This is a genomic window from Marinobacter manganoxydans MnI7-9 (assembly GCF_000235625.1).
Lineage (GTDB): Bacteria > Pseudomonadota > Gammaproteobacteria > Pseudomonadales > Oleiphilaceae > Marinobacter > Marinobacter manganoxydans.
The window spans coordinates 14,638-30,941 of sequence record NZ_AGTR01000028.1 but is presented as its reverse complement, the minus strand read 5'-3'; the positions used below and the strand labels follow the sequence as shown (position 1 = coordinate 30,941).

At 57.3% G+C, this 16,304-nt stretch carries 16 protein-coding genes and 1 tRNA gene; 9 read left to right on the top strand and 8 right to left on the bottom strand.

The window, feature by feature from the left end; genetic code table 11:
• Positions 1 to 35: 35 nt before the first annotated feature.
• Together KYE_RS07595 and KYE_RS07590 are read right to left on the bottom strand one after the other, a co-directional pair.
• Positions 36 to 644 (bottom strand): outer membrane beta-barrel protein, encoded by a 609-nt coding sequence (locus KYE_RS07595; RefSeq protein WP_008172036.1) that lies wholly within the window; start codon positions 642 to 644, stop codon positions 36 to 38.
• A gap of 107 nt (positions 645 to 751) precedes the next feature.
• Entirely contained in the window at positions 752 to 1,237 is a 486-nt protein-coding gene (locus tag KYE_RS07590; protein WP_008172035.1) for a hypothetical protein, read from the bottom strand.
• Positions 1,238 to 1,358: 121 nt separating this feature from the next.
• Here KYE_RS07590 and KYE_RS07585 point away from each other — a divergent pair, with 121 nt between their 5' ends.
• A complete protein-coding gene (locus KYE_RS07585) occupies positions 1,359 to 2,648 on the top strand; it encodes a M18 family aminopeptidase (protein WP_008172033.1) in 1,290 nt (429 codons plus the stop codon).
• A gap of 56 nt (positions 2,649 to 2,704) precedes the next feature.
• On the opposite strand, the gene KYE_RS07580 is transcribed toward KYE_RS07585, so the two are convergent.
• Positions 2,705 to 2,780: transfer RNA gene (locus KYE_RS07580), tRNA-Asn, on the bottom strand.
• 189 nt (positions 2,781 to 2,969) lie between these two features.
• Between KYE_RS07580 and KYE_RS07575 the strand changes: the two genes are divergently transcribed.
• Positions 2,970 to 3,818: a YheT family hydrolase gene (locus KYE_RS07575; RefSeq protein WP_227497786.1), complete on the top strand. Its 849-nt coding sequence runs from the start codon at positions 2,970 to 2,972 to the stop codon at positions 3,816 to 3,818.
• A 7-nt stretch (positions 3,819 to 3,825) separates the two neighbouring features.
• Here KYE_RS07575 and KYE_RS07570 read toward each other — a convergent pair whose 3' ends face one another.
• The gene (locus KYE_RS07570; protein ID WP_008172029.1) at positions 3,826 to 4,455 is read right to left on the bottom strand and encodes an arylesterase; all 630 of its coding nucleotides are present in this window, start codon (positions 4,453 to 4,455) and stop codon (positions 3,826 to 3,828) included.
• Positions 4,456 to 4,517: 62 nt separating this feature from the next.
• On the opposite strand from KYE_RS07570, the gene KYE_RS07565 reads away from it, so the two are divergent.
• Both KYE_RS07565 and KYE_RS07560 read left to right on the top strand, forming a co-directional pair.
• Positions 4,518 to 5,237 carry an ABC transporter ATP-binding protein gene (locus KYE_RS07565; protein ID WP_008172027.1) on the top strand — a complete coding sequence of 240 codons (720 nt, stop codon included), beginning with the start codon at positions 4,518 to 4,520 and terminating at the stop codon, positions 5,235 to 5,237.
• Entirely contained in the window at positions 5,237 to 7,723 is a 2,487-nt protein-coding gene (locus KYE_RS07560; RefSeq protein WP_008172025.1) for an ABC transporter permease, read from the top strand. The genes KYE_RS07565 and KYE_RS07560 overlap by 1 nt, the downstream gene beginning before the upstream one ends.
• 9 nt (positions 7,724 to 7,732) lie before the next feature.
• Here KYE_RS07560 and KYE_RS07555 read toward each other — a convergent pair whose 3' ends face one another.
• From KYE_RS07555 to KYE_RS07540, 4 genes are all read right to left on the bottom strand, one after another.
• Entirely contained in the window at positions 7,733 to 8,503 is a 771-nt protein-coding gene (locus tag KYE_RS07555) for a substrate-binding periplasmic protein (protein WP_008172023.1), read from the bottom strand.
• A 170-nt stretch (positions 8,504 to 8,673) separates the two neighbouring features.
• Complete coding sequence (locus tag KYE_RS07550) at positions 8,674 to 9,861, bottom strand: iron-containing alcohol dehydrogenase (RefSeq protein WP_008172021.1); 1,188 nt, start codon at positions 9,859 to 9,861, stop codon at positions 8,674 to 8,676.
• On the bottom strand, positions 9,861 to 10,406 hold the full coding sequence (locus KYE_RS07545; RefSeq protein WP_008172020.1) for a hypothetical protein: 546 nt from the start codon (positions 10,404 to 10,406) through the stop codon (positions 9,861 to 9,863). Before KYE_RS07545 ends, KYE_RS07550 begins: the two co-directional genes overlap by 1 nt.
• Before the next feature lie 173 nt (positions 10,407 to 10,579).
• Positions 10,580 to 11,857, bottom strand: coding sequence for a M48 family metalloprotease (locus tag KYE_RS07540; RefSeq protein WP_008172015.1), 1,278 nt, complete (start codon positions 11,855 to 11,857; stop codon positions 10,580 to 10,582).
• A gap of 198 nt (positions 11,858 to 12,055) precedes the next feature.
• Between KYE_RS07540 and KYE_RS07535 the strand changes: the two genes are divergently transcribed.
• The 5 genes from KYE_RS07535 (at position 12,056) to KYE_RS07515 (ending at position 16,091) form a co-directional block, all read left to right on the top strand.
• Positions 12,056 to 12,796 (top strand): DUF599 domain-containing protein, encoded by a 741-nt coding sequence (locus tag KYE_RS07535; RefSeq protein WP_008172012.1) that lies wholly within the window; start codon positions 12,056 to 12,058, stop codon positions 12,794 to 12,796.
• 18 nt (positions 12,797 to 12,814) lie between these two features.
• Positions 12,815 to 13,285 carry a PaaI family thioesterase gene (locus KYE_RS07530; RefSeq protein ID WP_008172010.1) on the top strand — a complete coding sequence of 157 codons (471 nt, stop codon included), beginning with the start codon at positions 12,815 to 12,817 and terminating at the stop codon, positions 13,283 to 13,285.
• A complete protein-coding gene (locus tag KYE_RS07525; RefSeq protein ID WP_008172009.1) occupies positions 13,282 to 13,716 on the top strand; it encodes a PaaI family thioesterase in 435 nt (144 codons plus the stop codon). The genes KYE_RS07530 and KYE_RS07525 overlap by 4 nt, the downstream gene beginning before the upstream one ends.
• Before the next feature lie 257 nt (positions 13,717 to 13,973).
• A complete protein-coding gene (gene htpG / locus KYE_RS07520) occupies positions 13,974 to 15,866 on the top strand; it encodes a molecular chaperone HtpG (protein WP_008172006.1) in 1,893 nt (630 codons plus the stop codon).
• A gap of 6 nt (positions 15,867 to 15,872) precedes the next feature.
• On the top strand, positions 15,873 to 16,091 hold the full coding sequence (locus tag KYE_RS07515; RefSeq protein ID WP_008172004.1) for a DUF2835 domain-containing protein: 219 nt from the start codon (positions 15,873 to 15,875) through the stop codon (positions 16,089 to 16,091).
• The last annotated feature ends 213 nt before the right edge of the window (positions 16,092 to 16,304 follow it).

Sequence of the window (16,304 nt, the reverse complement as noted above, 5' to 3'; positions counted from 1 at the left end):
AGGTCGGATTCGCGAAGCGTAATCCGACCGACACTTTAGAACTCGTAGCGCACGCCGCCGGAGAACTGGAAGGTATTCACATCCGTTGCGGTGTCTTCGAACAACTTCCCGCCTTCAAAAACCAGGAAGGTATCGTCCATCACTTCAAAGTCGAGACCGGCGATCCAGCTGACGCTGAAACCGCTGTCCGGAAATTCGCCGTCGAGATCAAGGTAGGCGTTGTTGCGGTCATTTGCGGGATCGCTGATCTCGCCCTCACCGTGGATATAGGAAAAACCGAACTGGCCGTAAACGTTGGCGTAGTCGGTGATCGGGTAGTGCAGGCCCATGTACCAGCTGGCGTAATAGTCAACGCTCAGCGTGAGGTCGCTGTTCGGGACCTTGGCGTCTTTGAAACCGCCGCCGGCTCGCAGCTCGGCGTGGAACAGATCGGTGATATGGCCACCCAACACCAGGGTTCCGCCAGTGCCCCAGGCGGTTTCCTTGGTGTTTTCACCGATGGTGCGGTGGTTGTAGGTGGTTGCCAGCAGCCCGATGTAGTGTTTGTCGGCCCTTGGCGTTTCCTGGGCCAGGGCGGCCTGGGATGCGAGGAGCAGGGCAGGGACAAGCGGACAGACGAGGGGCGTTCGCACAACCTTGTTCATTGTTATCGGGCTTCCTGACATGGGCGAATACGGGCTGATTCTGCCTCGTGTAACCGTTTGTTACGTCGACCCGTGTCACACTTCCCCCTGTCAATTCCTGCTGTTTCTCAATCCTCGTCGAACAGGCCCTCTTCCCGCGCCATCAGCAGCAGTGCGTAGACGCCATTTTCAGGCAACTGGGGTTCCAGGCTTTCCTCGAACAGGAGCTGGCGGCGGCGGTCTTCCAGGGTTTCGCTGTCCAGGCCTGTGATCAGCTCACTGATGGGTGCGATTTCGAACGGGGCCTCCTGTGCCACGGCCGTGAAAATGAGGTCTACCAGAATCTCGTCCGGATCGAGGCCGTCCACGAAGACGGTCTGGTCGGGCAGATCCTGGTGCAGTTCCCGGACCAGCTCGATCAGGGGCACGCCCTGTTCTTCAAGGTAGAGAAGGTCGACATCACCCAGGTCACCATCTTCCGGGAGCCAGTCGTCGGAAGGGGCGATAACCACGGTTTTCATTCGGCCGTCTTCCAGCGACCAGGCCATGGCGGTGGGAAACAGCGCATCGTCGGTCTGGCAGTATTCAATGTCGAGAAATCTCGGTGCTGGCACGTTGGGCTCCCGGTGATGGTTGATTTGTGACCCGGTTATAGGGAATGTCCGTTGACGCAGTATGAGGCTTTACGGCTTCATGCCATACTGTTGGCGCAATTATCTTTTAATCAGGGACATCATGGAACACGCTGAATTTAACAAAGATTTATTGAAGTTTCTGAACACTTCCCCCACACCCTGGCATGCGGTCGACACCATGAAACAACGGCTGAGTGCGGCCGGGTTTCAGGAGCTGGATGAGCGGGAAGACTGGTCGCTGGTGAGCAACCAGGGCTATTACGTTGTCCGTAACGGCTCCTCAATTGTCGCCTTCCGAGCTGGCAACAAAGATGTCACCACCTCGGGAATCCGCATGGTGGGTGCTCATACCGACAGCCCCTGCCTGAAGGTCAAGCCGAACCCTGAGCTCCGCCGCAAGGGCTTCTTCCAGTTGGGTGTCGAAGTGTACGGTGGTGTGCTGCTGAATCCCTGGTTTGACCGGGATCTTTCCCTGGCCGGTCGGGTGACGGTGCTGGATGAAGACGGCAAGGTACGGGACACCCTGGTGGATTTCCGTAAGCCTGTGGCATTCATTCCGAGCCTGGCAATCCATCTTGATAGAGAAGCCAACAGCAATCGCACGGTTAACCCACAGACCGATCTGCCACCGGTTCTGATGCAGGTTCCTGAGAGCGATACCACCAGCTTCGTGGATCTGCTGTCCCAGCAGGTCAAGTCGGAGACCGGGCTCACTGTCCGCAAGGTCCTGGGGTACGAGCTCAGTTTCTACGATGCCCGTGAAGCCTCGTTTGTCGGATTGCGTGATGATTTCATCGCCTCGGCTCGCCTGGACAACCTTCTGAGTTGTTATATTGGCCTCCAGTCGCTGCTGAAAACCTCCGGGGACGAAGCCGCGTTGCTGGTCTGCAACGATCACGAGGAAGTTGGCAGTATGTCTGCCGAAGGTGCACAAGGGCCGTTCCTGACAGCGGTTCTGGACCGCTGGGTCGGCGCTGGCAAGGCTCGTGCTATTGCCAACTCAATGATGGTGTCGGCGGACAATGCCCATGGCATTCATCCGAATTACATGGATAAACATGATGAGAATCATGGCCCGATTCTCAATCAGGGGCCGGTGATCAAGGTCAACCATAACCAGCGGTACGCCACCAACAGTCGATCGGCAGCAGTTTACCGGCACATCAGTGACGAGCTGGGGTTGCCTCACCAGACCTTTGTGGTTCGGAGCGATATGGGCTGTGGCAGCACCATTGGGCCCCTGACGGCGGGGAACCTGGGTGTAACCACGCTGGATATTGGCGTGCCCCAGTTCGGTATGCATTCCATTCGGGAGCTGATTGGCACCGAGGATGGGTTCACGTTGTTCCGCGTGCTGACCGAATTCATGCAGCGCGAGCAGATTTTCTGAGGCCGTAAACGAAAAATGCCGCTGGTTCAGAAGAATCAGCGGCATTTCGGAATAAGTGGCTCCCCGAGCTGGGCTCGAACCAGCGACAAACGGATTAACAGTCCGTTGCTCTACCAACTGAGCTATCGGGGAACAGCATCAAGTGGCGCGCATATTAAGCGCTTTGGTTTACGGGGTCAACCCCCTGATATGAAAGGCTAAAAATTGTACGAAAGCAGGACTCTTCACTACCGGCCCCCGCCGTGGTTGCGCAATGGCCACGTTCAGTCTGTCTGGCCCACACTGTTTCGCAAAGTCCCGATGGTGGAACCGGAGCCGGAAGTGATCGCTACACCGGATGACGACGAACTGCACCTGGACTGGTACCGGCAGGGTAGCGATCGCCTGGCCATCCTGTCTCACGGTCTGGAAGGTCACAGCAGGCGGCCCTACGTGCTCGGTTTAACTCGCGCCCTGCTTCGGGAAGGCTGGGATGTTCTTGCCTGGAACTTCCGCTCTTGCGGCGGGGTTATGAATCGGCAACCGAGGTTCTATCACAGCGGCGCCACCGAGGATCTCGGCCTGGTGGTCAACCACGGGTTGTCAGGTGCTTACGACACCCTGTTTCTTTCCGGGTTCAGCATGGGGGGCAATTTGACGCTGCTTTATCTGGGCGAACAGGGCGAGCGTGTTGATAGCCGGATCTGCGGAGCCGTTGCCTATTCGGTTCCCTGCGACCTGGCCGGCAGCGCAGATATGCTGGCGTTGCCCAGCAGGAAGATCTACATGCAGCGCTTTCTCCGGGATCTGAAGGTAAAAATGGAGGAAAAGGCGGAGAGGTTTCCGGACCTGATTGATATTTCGGGGTTTGATGCCATTCGCAGCTTTCATGAGTTTGATGACCGCTACACCGCGCCTCTGCACGGTTTCCGCAATGCCCGGGATTACTGGGCCCAGTGTTCAGCATTGGGGCGAATGCGAGATATCCGCGTGCCGGCGCTGATGGTGAATGCCGCTGACGACCCATTTCTGTCGGCGCGCTGTTTTCCGGAATCCCGGCGGGAGCTGGGCGCTCATGTGCGCCTCGAAGCTCCTCGTTGGGGCGGCCACGTCGGGTTTGTCGAGCATTCGAAAGATGGCTTTTATTGGTCAGAGCGCCGTGCGCTGGCATTCCTCCAGGGATTGACCTGAACCATCTTTATTGCAGGATCGGTTTGAGCACCGGCCAGACATTCTCCAGCAGTTTGCCCTGGGCTTCCTCGGTCGGGTGAATCCCGTCGTCCTGCATCAACCCGGCCTGGTTGTAGATGCCGTCGAGGAAAAAGGGAACCAACGCGGTGTCGTATCGGTCAGACAGCTTCGGATAGATTTCGGCAAACATCTCTGTGTAGCGCTGTCCGTAGTTGGGCGGTATCTGCATGCCCACCAGTACGGCGCGAGCACCCGAGGTCTGCACCTTTTCGATCATGGAGGCGAGATTGGATTCGATTACGTTGGGGGGGAAGCCGCGAAGGCCATCATTGCCACCCAATTCAATGACCACGACGTCGGGCTCGTTCTCCTCAAGGAGATCAGGCAGCCGGCGGGCACCGCCATCCGTGGTTTCTCCGCTGATGCTGGCATTGACCACTTCCCAGTCGCTCAACCCTTTGCTCTCGAGCCGGTTTCTCAGCAACTGCACCCAGGCAGTTTCGGAGGGCACTCCATAGGCCGCACTGAGGCTGTCACCTACGATGAGCAGCGTGTTTTGACTGGCCACTGCCGGCAGCGCCAGCACGGCAAACACGAGAAAAAGAATTGATCTGACGTACACCAATGCCGTATGCATAGACAACCAATACACCTTTAAGCCGTTTTCGAGACCCAGGATCGGGAGATTCCGTGAATCAGATGACCAATGTTAACCCGGATAGCCAGAGCCCAATGTTACGGGTAGATAACCTGACCCACCGCGTCAGTGTTGAAACCGATACGCTCACGATCTTGCAAGGGGTCACTCTCGAAATCAATCGGGGAGAATCCGTAGCCATTGTCGGGCGCTCCGGTTCTGGTAAAACCACCCTGTTGGGTTTGCTGGCGGGTCTTGATACGCCCAGCGAGGGGACGGTGGAGCTGGACGGCTCGGTGATCAGCAAGCTCAGCGAGGATGAGCGGGCAAAACTCCGCGCACACCGGGTTGGTTTTGTATTCCAGTCTTTCCAGCTTTTGCCGGCGCTAACCGCGCTCGAGAACGTTATGTTGCCGCTGGAACTTGCCGGCATGGCGTCGCCGGAGAAGAGGGCCCGTGAGCTACTGGAACGGGTTGGGCTTGGCGAACGGCTGACCCACACACCCAGACAGCTCTCCGGTGGTGAGCAGCAGCGGGTTGCCATCGCGCGGGCATTTGCGTCTGAGCCGCTGATCCTGTTCGCTGACGAGCCGACGGGCAACCTGGATAACCGCACCGGTCAGGCAGTGTCTGATCTCTTGATGGCGTTGAACCGGGAGCAGGGCACAACGCTGGTGATGGTAACCCACGATGAACACCTGGCGGCTCGCTGCAATCGGCAGTTCCATATTGAAGCCGGCGTTCTGAGCGAACCGGAAGCAGCCCAGGAGATGGCGCACTGATGGCTGCTGCAAAAAAACTCATGTCGGTTCGCCGGGACTGGCGGGAACGGGATGTTCGCGTCGTTCTGGCCGCTCTCATCATCGCCGTTGCCACTGTCGCCACCATTGCCCTGTTTGCCAGTCAGCTTCAACGCACCCTGGTTTCTTCAGCCAGCTCGTTCCTGGCAGCGGATCGCCAGCTTGAGGCAGAGAATGGCCGACCGATTCCGGACGCCTGGCTTCAGGAAGCCGCCGATCAGGGCCTGAAAACCGGTCGAATGGTGGAATTCTCCACCATGGTGTTCGGTGACGAGAATTTCCAGCTGGTGTCAGTCAAGGCCGTGAGCAATGAATATCCGCTTCGTGGCGATATCGAAATCCAGCGGAACCCGACAGGTACCCGGGAGCTGGTAAATCAGGGGCCCGGGCCAGGAGAGGTCTGGATCAACCCGCGCTTGCTCAGGCTGCTGGATCTCGAAGTCGGCGAGTCGCTTGAAGTTGGTAATCTGAATCTTACCGTGTCCGGCCTGCTCATCCGGGAGCCGGACGGCGGTTTCCGGCTGTCGGCACTGGCCCCCCGCGTGATGATGCATGTGGATGATGTGGCCGCCACCGGGGTCATCCAGGAGGGCAGCCGGGTTGAATACGTCTACCTGTTTGCCGGTGATGAAGCTGCGCTGGAATCGTACTACCAATGGTTGGAACCCAGACTCGAACCCAGTCATGAATGGGCGGGTGTCCGGGATGGCGAGACCTTCTCGCGCTCACTCGAGCGAGCCGAGCGATTCCTGCTGTTGGGTGGCAGTCTTGCAGTCCTGCTTGCCGCCGTGGCCGTGGCTGTGGCGAGTCGTCAGTATGCCCTTTCCCAGCGCGATACCGTGGCACTTCTGAAAACGCTGGGGCTCAGCGGTGCGGGTATTGGCGGTCTGTACCTCAAGCGCCTCGCGCTCTGGGGTGTCACCGGGATCGTGGGCGGACTGCTGGTCGCGATGCCGCTGTACTGGTTGCTGATTCACATGCTGAGCCAGGTGCTTGAGCGCCCGGTGGAATTTCAGCTCGATCCGTCTGCATTGGTGCCCGCCTTGCTGACGGCACTGGTCTCTCTGTTTGCGTTTGCCTATCCTCCCGTTCGCAGGCTTCGCAATGTTCCGGCGATGCGTGTACTGCGCAGCCAGCCCGGTGAAACCGGGCGCGAGGCCCTGCCGGATATGATAATTGCCATTGTGGCGGTTTTCGGGCTTGTGTGGATGTATGCGGGCGAACTTGCCCTGGTGGTTTCCCTTCTGGGGGGGCTTGCGTTGCTGCTCGGGGCACTTGGCCTGGTGGGTTGGCTGTTGGTTGCAACACTGCGCAAGGTTCGCGGCGGTGGTAACGCCTGGCGTTTGGCCCTGGTGGGGCTGTACCGGCATCGCCGGGCCAGTCTTTCCCAGATTGCCGTATTTGCGATGACGTTGATGCTGGCGGCCACGCTGATATTGGTGCGTACCTCTTTGTTGACAGACTGGCAGGCCCAGTTGCCGGATGACGCGCCCAATCATTTCCTGATCAATATTGCACCGGAAGCGGTCGAGGACGTCGATTCGTTCTGGCAGGAGCGTGGCCAGCCACTGGACAAACTTTACCCGATGGTTCGAGGACGCTTGACCGAACTCAATGGTCAGCCAGTCAAGGAAACGGTCAGCAAGGATGAGAATGTTAATGCTCTCAACCGTGAACTGAACCTGACCTGGATGTCGGCCTTGCCGGACGACAACGAGATAGTCGAGGGCGCCTGGTTTGGTGAAAACCAGAAGGAAGGTGTCTCGGTGGAAGCGGAGCTGGCCGGAAAGCTGGGACTGTCACTGGGCGACGAACTGACGTTCACCATTGGCTCGGAAAAGGTGACAGAAGCCGTCACCAGTATTCGGACGGTCCAGTGGGACAGCATGAAGCCCAATTTCTACATGGCGTTCCCGCCGGAGGGCGGGCTCACCGAGATGCCCGCGACCTGGATTACCAGTTTTTACCTGCCCAAGGACAAGAAAGATGCCCTGAACGAATTTTCCCGGCAGTTCCCGACGGTTTCCGTTCTGGAAATTGATCATGTGATCGAGCGGATCCAGGAGATCGTCCGTCAGGTAACCCAGGCGATTGAAGCCATTCTGGCGTTGATCCTTGCCGCCGCGCTGGTGGTGATGGCTGCAGTCGTCAGTGCGACGCTTCAGGATCGACAGCGGGAAGGCGCGCTGCTGCGAACACTTGGCGGGCGCCAGAGGTTGCTGGTTCGCAGCACCATGCTCGAATTTGCGTTGCTGGGTGGTTTTGCGGGTGTGCTTGGAGTGGTTGCCGCCGAAGCGGCAGTCTGGGCGCTTCAATTCAGGATGTTCGAGGGTGCATTCCAATGGCACTGGCACGTGGTACTGCCCATCCCGCTGGTGAGTGCTGTCGTTCTGGCCCTGTTTGGCCGCTGGCAGCTTCGTCCGGTTCTGAGCGTCTCGCCAATGCTGTTGCTCAGGCGTCTGGAGTAGAGGCGGCGACTAACGGTAATTGGCAAGAATGGCGTCGAGTTCGCCATTCTTCTTCATCTTGGCCAACTCTTCATTAAATCGATTGGCAAAGGAGTGCCAGTCCTTACGCAACATCAGCCTGAAGCCATAATTGCTGATGCTCTCGCGGGTAATATCGAAGTGCTGCCGCAGCCCCTCATTCCGCAGGATCCACTTGCCCACGAGCCGGTCAGCGATGGCGGCATCAAAACGGTCGCCGTGCAGCACGAAGGTAAACATGTCCTTGTCCCGGGAAACATCAAAGCGGCGTATCCGACCTTCTTCGAAGTAGGGCTCGAGCAATGGATAGCGGTAGCCAAGATGGGTGACGATGGTTTTTGAAATCAGGTCGTCGGGGCTCTGGTAGGAGAACCCCGATTCCGCTGGAACGAAAAACACCTCTTCGATGTCCACCACCGGGTCGGTAAACAGGAATTGCTCCGGATCATCGGCCCACTCCCGGGCCCTCGGCGTTCCGTCGATGTAACCCTCAAGCAGCATCTGATCAACCCGTTTTCGTGGTATCTGCTCCGCGATTACCGTGTAGCCAAGGCGGCGGGCAACCACGGACACCACATCCCACATGATTCCTGAGGGTTGGTTCTGATGCACGATAAGGTAGGGTGGGTAACCGTTTGGAGAAACATTGAAACGGAAAACCTGTTTTTCCTTAGAGGCAAATACAGAAGGCGAAAGTGTCGCCAGAGCAAACAGGAGGGCGGCCAGAATGGGAGAGAAGCGGCAGGAAAGTCGGTTTTTCATGAGGAGGGGGCTCTCTACGAAACAGTACTGTAGGTGGAAAACGAACCCGGCTATCTTCCCTGCCAGAAGTAACTAATTGTCCTCTCTTCCCCGATTATTTTCAATGATTTGAATTCTATCTTCAGACAATCCGAACGGAGGGCCCCCAAGCGGGGGCCCTGCATGCCAGATCAGGCCCAGGCGCGTCGCAGAACGGCGCGGGCATCTTCCAGTGTCACTTCCTTCGGATTGAACATGATGGAGCCATCATCCAACGCCATCTCGGCGATGTGGTCCAGCTGATCTTCGGTTACCTTGCCGGTTTCCTTCAGCGTGCGTGGCAATTGGCAGCGCTTGTACAGGGCGTCACGCAGCTTGCGAATGGCGGAAATACTGGCCTCTGCCCGGCGGCTTGCCGGCGTAGCTGCAAACACTTCCGGGCCTTCCAGGTAAAGCAGCAGCTCGCCCAGAGGCTCCCGGATGGTTTCCAGGTTGTACTCCAGTGCATAGGGCAGGTACAGGCTCATGCACAGACCATGAGGCAGATGACAGATAGCACCGGTGGCGTGCCCGAGCGCGTGCACCAGACCTACCATGGAATTTGAGAAGGCAATGCCAGCCATGGTCGAGGCCTGGGCAAGTTCCAAACGGCCGTCACTGTCTTTCGGGTTGTCCATCACGTTAAGCAGGGAGTGGCTGATCTTCTTGATCGCCGCAGTGGCGTAGGCATCGCTCAGCGGGTTCTTGGCCATACAGGTGAAGGCTTCCGTTGCATGGGTCATGGCATCCATCGCCGTTGCCGCAGTGATGTGGGGCGGCAGAGTGAGCGTCATGCGCGGATCAATGATGGCTGCGTTCGGAAGCAGGAACGATGACGTGAAGGGGAGCTTGACGCCCTTGGCCTCATCGGTAATCACGGCAACAGAGGTGACTTCGGAGCCGGTGCCGGCCGTTGTCGGCACAACGAAAAACGGTTTCAGGGGGTGCTTGAGCACACCGGCACCGCTGTACTTGGCGATATCGTCACCACCCTCGGAAACCAGGATGTTGACGGCCTTGCCGGTATCGATCGCCGAACCGCCGCCCACGGCGATGATGGAGTCGCACTTTTCCTGACGATAGATGCCGGCGATATCGCGTACCACCGTGGTCGAGGAGTCAGGCGGAACGTCATCATAGATGGTGGTTATTTCCAGCCCGCTTTCCTCGCAAGCTGCGATCACGGGTTCCAGGAGGCCCGCAGCCCGCACGCCCTTGTCGGTTACGATCATTGGCCGTTTGGCAGCCATTCCGGTCAGCTCGTAAGGGATGTGTTCAAGGGCGGCCTTGCCGGCAATGACTTTTACCGGGCAGAAGAACTCATAGTATTTATTGGTCATCACGCTCTCACTGTCTCAACGAAATTGGTGGCAACTTTCAGGTAAATGCGCGCGGCGCTGATCAGCTTTTCCGGCAGGTGGAGGTCGGCCGGGTATTCCTTCACGGCGCGCTCGGCGACCATTTTCGGCAGGATGAAGGACTCAAGCCGGTTCAGTACCCGCGTCATCCGCACGGCATAGCTGATGTCGCCATCCACCAGCATGCGGTCATTGGCGAAAGCCACTGATGTTTTTTCCTGGAAAGACAGCACCAGGAAAGCGTGGGCGATGTGCTTGAACTGAATCGACAGGTCGATCGGCCGTGGGGCCTTGTCACCGTGGTAACGGAAACGCCCCTGGCCGGTATGCTCGACGATCAGCTTTGAGCCATCCGGCATCACCATCATCTCGAACAGGAAACCGTCAGGTAGTGCCCGGGCTTCGTTCTGAACCTTCTCGTCCACCTCGCTCACAGCCTGCAGGGCTCGCCCCATCACCTGGAACATCAGTTCCACGTACAGTCGGCGCGCCTGGAAGACCATGGGCTGGATACGTTTCGCTAGCATGTCCGTCATCCAATCGTTGTTGATGTCATCTGATTTTTAGAGTTATTGCTCTAAAAGTCAATGGAGGCGATGACAGAAGATGTGCGTCAGACCGGCAATCTTGATCCCGGGCAATAAAAAGGCCGGAATCCCTCGGGACACCGGCCTTCTAAAGTCAACGATTCCGGCGGCAATTATTGCGTGAGTGCCGCCAGTTTACGTTTGGCCTCTTCAGCTACGTCCCCACCGGCTTCGGCGGCCTTGCTGTAATAGGCAATGGCTTCATTCCGGTTATTCTGTTTTACCGCAACATCGCCCAGTCGCAGGAAGGCAATGGAAGTGGGGACGGTTTCATTGGCTTTGGTCAGATTCTCCCTGGCCTTGTCCAGATTGTTGAGCCTCAGAGCATTCAGGCCATTGTAAAGGCGATACTTGAACATCTCGGGGTAGAGCTCCACCGCCTTTTCAAAGTCGGCCGCAGCCTTCTCTGTTTCCTTCTGGTCCTGATAAATGCGGCCGCGAAGGGCATAGAACATGGCTTCCCGTGGCAGCAGACGGATGGCTTCGTTGATCTTGTCCAGCGCAGGCTTCATCTCGCCTTTGGAGGCCAGCTCCATGGCTTTGTCATGGGCATCGTAAGCCGGTTGCAGCGAGCGGAGTTTGGCCATCTTGCGTTCATAGACGTCCTCACCGCGGTAGCCGCCCGCGCCAACCTTCTGCACCAGTTCGCGGTTCTCCTGCACGCGTTTCGCTGAGGGAGGATGGGTCGCGAACAGGCCATCAATGAAACTGGACTGACGCCCTTCGGATAGTTTCAGGAACAGCTCCTGGAGCTCCACCGCCGCCTGTGGGTCATAGCCGGCTTCTTTCATGTAGAGAATCCCGTAGTGGTCGGATTCGAGTTCATCGCCCTGGCTGTATTGCGCCAGCGCAAGTTGCGCCCCAAGGGCAGCACCACCCATGATCAGACCGGCCCATTCGTTGTCCGACAGGGCAAAACCAAGTCCGGCAACGCCGGCGCTGATCAACATTCCCTGCTGCATGCGCTGAACACTGTGCCGGGCTGCCGCATGAACAATCTCGTGCCCCAGAACCGAGGCAAGTTGAGCCTCGTCGTCAAGCTCTGTCAGCAGGCCACGGTTAATGGCGATCTTGCCTCCGGGAAGGGCCCAGGCATTGGGCACACTGCTGTTCAGAACCACGAATTCGTAGGGCAGGTCCGGTCTGTCACTGACCCTGGCCATTTTCTGGCCAACCTCGCTCACATAGAGCGTCAGCTCCGGGTCCACATAAAACCGACCGCCCTGGGTTTGCTGGGTGGGCACGTACTGCTCGGCGCCCATGGCGAGCTCCTGGCTTTCACCGATCAGCGAAAGCTGATTTTCCCCGGTAACCGGATTGACCGAGCAGCCGCTGAGTGTCAGTGCCAGCGCAATGGCTACCAGGCTGTTTTTGATGGCAGACAGGTTCACAGTAAGCTCCCTTTTGGATGATGCGATGTCGGGTTCGTTCAAAACAGTTGCCCGCTTCCTGAATGGGCAGTTTATAGCACATGATCGGCCATCAGTGGATTACCGCAACCTGCCCGGCGGTGGTGACGAGCAGGCCCTTGGCGTATCATAAGCCTCTGTTCCCGCTCTGTTTCACCAACTTCGCACCCAAGGCAACCCATGAGTAATTTACTCGAACTGATCGCTTTGCTCTGGTTCCTCGTCTGCTGGCTGGGTTATACCGAATACTCGAAACGCCGTGCCGCGGACCGTCCCTGCCTGTCCAACACCCTCGACCTTTACCGGGAGGACTGGATGCGCGTCATGTTGCGGCGGGAAAACCGGATTGCCGATGCGTCTGTGGTCGGAAACCTGGAGCGCAACGGTGCGTTTTTCGCCTCCAGCTGCCTGCTGATTCTCGCGGGTATTATCACCGCCCTCGGCTACACCCAGGAAGTCATGGAAGTATTCAGTACCATGCCCTTCGGCACATTGCCGACCCGGGAAATCTGGGAACTTCGCATGGTGGTGCTGTTGGTGGTCTTTATCTACGCCTTTTTCAAATTCACCTGGTCCATGCGGATGTACAACTTTGTGTCGGTGATGGTGGGCAGTGCCCCTCCGCCAGACGACACCAAAACCAGCCCCGCTGGCAGGGAGGCGTTTGCACGAAGTGCCGGCAACATCTGCAATCTTGCCGGCGATGCCTTTAACCTTGGGCTGCGGTCCTACTATTACGCACTTGCCGTGGTAGGCTGGTTTATTCACCCGATTGTCTTCATGGCGGCGTCCACGCTGGTTGTTGTCGTTCTCTATCGACGCGAGTTCTGTTCGACGGCACTGGAAGCATTGAGGGCAGGGAAGGTCTTCGAGGAGCCGCTGCCCGGCAAGGCGGAAAACAGCCCAAAACCTAAAAGCTGATCCACAGGTTGAATCTGAATGAACGATGATATCCGACGGAAACGGGTTAGCCGTTTTATAGCCACCCTCAACCAGGCCAACGAGCTTGGTCTGTCGGTTACCGAGGCCACAAAAGGCAGCCTGACACTGTGCCTGCCTTACAGTGATCGCATTATCGGTAACCCGGACACCGGAGTGATTCACGGTGGGGCCATCACCACCCTGATGGATACCACGTCAGGGTGCGTGATCCTTTGTGCCCTGGAAGATTTTGAACTCTGCCCGACGCTGGACCTGCGCGTGGACTACATGCGCCCGGCCCAGCCCCGCAAGCCGGTTTATGCCCGGGCTGAAACCTACCGGGTAACCCGGAACATTATTTTTACCCGCTGTGAGGCGTTCCAGGAAGGCGGTGAAACCATCGCCAACTGCGTGGCCACCTTCATGCGTATCGGGAAGGATGCCAGCCCGAAACATTACCGGGACCTGATTACCGGGGGTGAAGAATGACCGATCCTGAAATCCTGCGTTACACCCAGGAGACCGGTGACTTCAGCCGCATGCTCAGCAGCATTCCCTATGCCACCTGGATTGGTCTTCAGTGTGAGCAGTTTGGAGACGACCTGATTTTCCGTCTGCCCTGCAAAGACTCCAACCTGGGTAATCCCATCCTGCCGGCCATCCACGGGGGCGTGATCGGTGGCTTCATGGAGATGTCCGCCAACATCTACCTGATCATGTCCCAGGAAAGTCTGCGCATGCCCCGTATCGTCGATTTTTCCCTGGATTATCTCCGCGCCGGCCTCAACCGGGAAACCTACGCCGAATGCCGTCTGACCCGCCAGGGCAACCGCGTTGCCAACGTGATGGTCAGCGCCTGGCAGAAATCCCGCTCGCAACCCATTGCGACTGCCAGGGCGCACTTCCTCCTCGAAGACTGATCTTGCCTATACTCCGGGGCTTGAAATGCCCCGGTGTGCCCCCATTTTTTTGGACAGCGAGAGCTCAATAGCCTGGTGGCGCGGGTAGGAAAGGCTTTCCAAAACCGTGCGGAGCCATGGATGGCGGAGCCGAGCGTACATGGATGTATTCACAGCGTGTTTTGGAAAGCCTTTCCTGCCCGTGCCGCTCCACGAATTATGAGGTAACTCGGGCGCCCCTATTCGCCCGTTTATTTGTATCAGGAGACATAAACGCCATGACGGTTGAAGCCAATAAAGAGACGCTTGGATTCCAGACCGAAGTGAAGCAACTGCTTCACCTGATGATTCACTCGTTGTATTCCAACAAGGAAATCTTCCTTCGTGAGCTGATTTCCAACGCTTCAGATGCCGAAGACAAACTGCGTTTCGCAGCGCTGAAGGACGACAGCCTGTATGAAAGCGATCCTGAGCTGAAGATTCGCCTGGATTTTGACGAAGAGGCGAATACCGTCACGCTCACCGACAACGGTATCGGTATGACCCGTGACGATGTTATCCAGAATCTTGGCACCATTGCCCGTTCCGGTACGGCTGAATTCCTCCAGCAGTTGTCCGGCGATGAGAAGAAGGACAGCAAGCTGATCGGTCAGTTCGGTGTTGGGTTCTATTCGGCGTTTATTGTGGCCGACAAGGTGGATGTATTCACTCGTCGTGCGGGTGCGCCTGCAGAAGAGGGTGTGCATTGGGAATCCAAGGGCGACGGTGAGTTTTCCATCGAGCAGGTCAATCTGGATAACCGCGGCACCCAGATCGTCCTGCATCTGAAGCCAGACGCCAAGGAATTCGCCAACGGCTGGAAGCTGCGCAGTCTGGTGAAGAAGTACTCGGATCATATTTCCTTCCCGGTTGTCATGAAGGCTGAATCCGACGAAGGTGAGAAGAAGGACGAGTACGAAACCGTTAACGATGCGACAGCGCTATGGACACTCCCCCGTACCGAGATCAAGGACGAGGAGTACAAGGAGTTCTACAAGCACATCGCCCACGATTTTGAAGACCCGCTCACCTGGTCCCACAACAAGGTGGAAGGCAAGCTGGATTACACCAGCCTGCTGTATATCCCGGCCCGTGCACCGTTTGATCTGTACAACCGTGAAGCGCCCCGTGGCCTGAAACTTTACGTGCAGCGCGTGTTCATCATGGACGACGCCGAACAGTTCCTGCCGCTGTACCTGCGTTTTGCCAAGGGTGTGATTGATTCCAACGATCTGTCCCTCAATGTGTCACGTGAGATCCTGCAGAACGACAGCACCGTGGAAAGCATCCGCACCGCGCTCACCAAGCGGGTCCTGGATATGCTGTCCAAGCTGGCCAAGAAGGATCCCGAGCAGTATCAGAAGTTCTGGGGCGAGTTTGGCACGGTATTGAAAGAAGGCCCGGCGGAAGATTTCAGCAACCGCGAGAAAATTGCCGGCCTGCTGCGCTTCGCCTCTACCCACACCGGTGAAAGCACACAGAACGTGTCGCTGGATGACTACATCAGCCGGATGAAGGAAGGGCAGAAGAAGCTTTATTACATCACTGCCGACAACTTCACTGCGGCCAAGAGCAGCCCGCATCTGGAAGTCTTCCGCAAAAAGGGCATTGAGGTGCTGATCCTTACAGATCGCATCGACGAGTGGATGATGGGTTACCTCAGCGAATACGACGGCAAGCAGTTGCAGGATGTTGCCCGTGGCGACCTGGACCTGGGCGAGGTCGAGACCGAGGAAGACAAGAAACACAAGGAAGAGGCGGCTGAAGAGCACAAGGACCTGCTGGAGCGCATCAAGAATGCCCTGAGCGACCGGGTGCAGGAGGTGCGTGTAACCAACCGCCTGACCGATTCACCGGCCTGTCTGGTGGTGGGCGATTTCGATATGGGCGCCCAGATGAAGAAGATCATGGAAGCTGCCGGCCAGAAAGTACCGGACAGCAAACCGATCTTCGAGATCAATGTTGATCATCCGCTGGTCCAGCGACTCGAAAGCGAGAAGGGCGAAGAGCGGTTCAATGAGCTCTCAGCGGTTATCCTGGACCAGGCCACCCTGGCCAGCGGAGAGCAACTCCCGGACCCCGGTGCCTATGTCACCCGTCTGAACCGCCTGCTGCTTGAACTGGCGAACTGATCGCCGATGCAGCAGATTATTGTGGATATCAGCATCAGCCCTGATGAGTGGATCAAGCTCTATCAGGGCGTTGCCACGGATGTTCACACCACGGCCCGGGACGGACGCTCTGTCCGATTCCCGGCCCGTATCCTCTCCCGTTTTTATCTTCGCGATGGCATTCGCGGCAGTTTCCGCATCGTCTTTGACGACGCCGGCAAGTTTTCATCCATTGAACGGCTCTGACATCAGAGCTCCATTCATAAATAAAAACTCTCACAAATTTATTTTTAATTAATTGTATTGCGCCATCGGTCCCGCGCTACGGTGGAGTTGTTCTCGTTAGGCAGGAGCAGATCCATGTCCAATGTAATGTCACTCAGTCGTTCAATCGCATGGCCGGACTTTTTAGACATTCTGGCGAGATATTCAAGTGATTACGCTTGTGCCCAGTAAGGC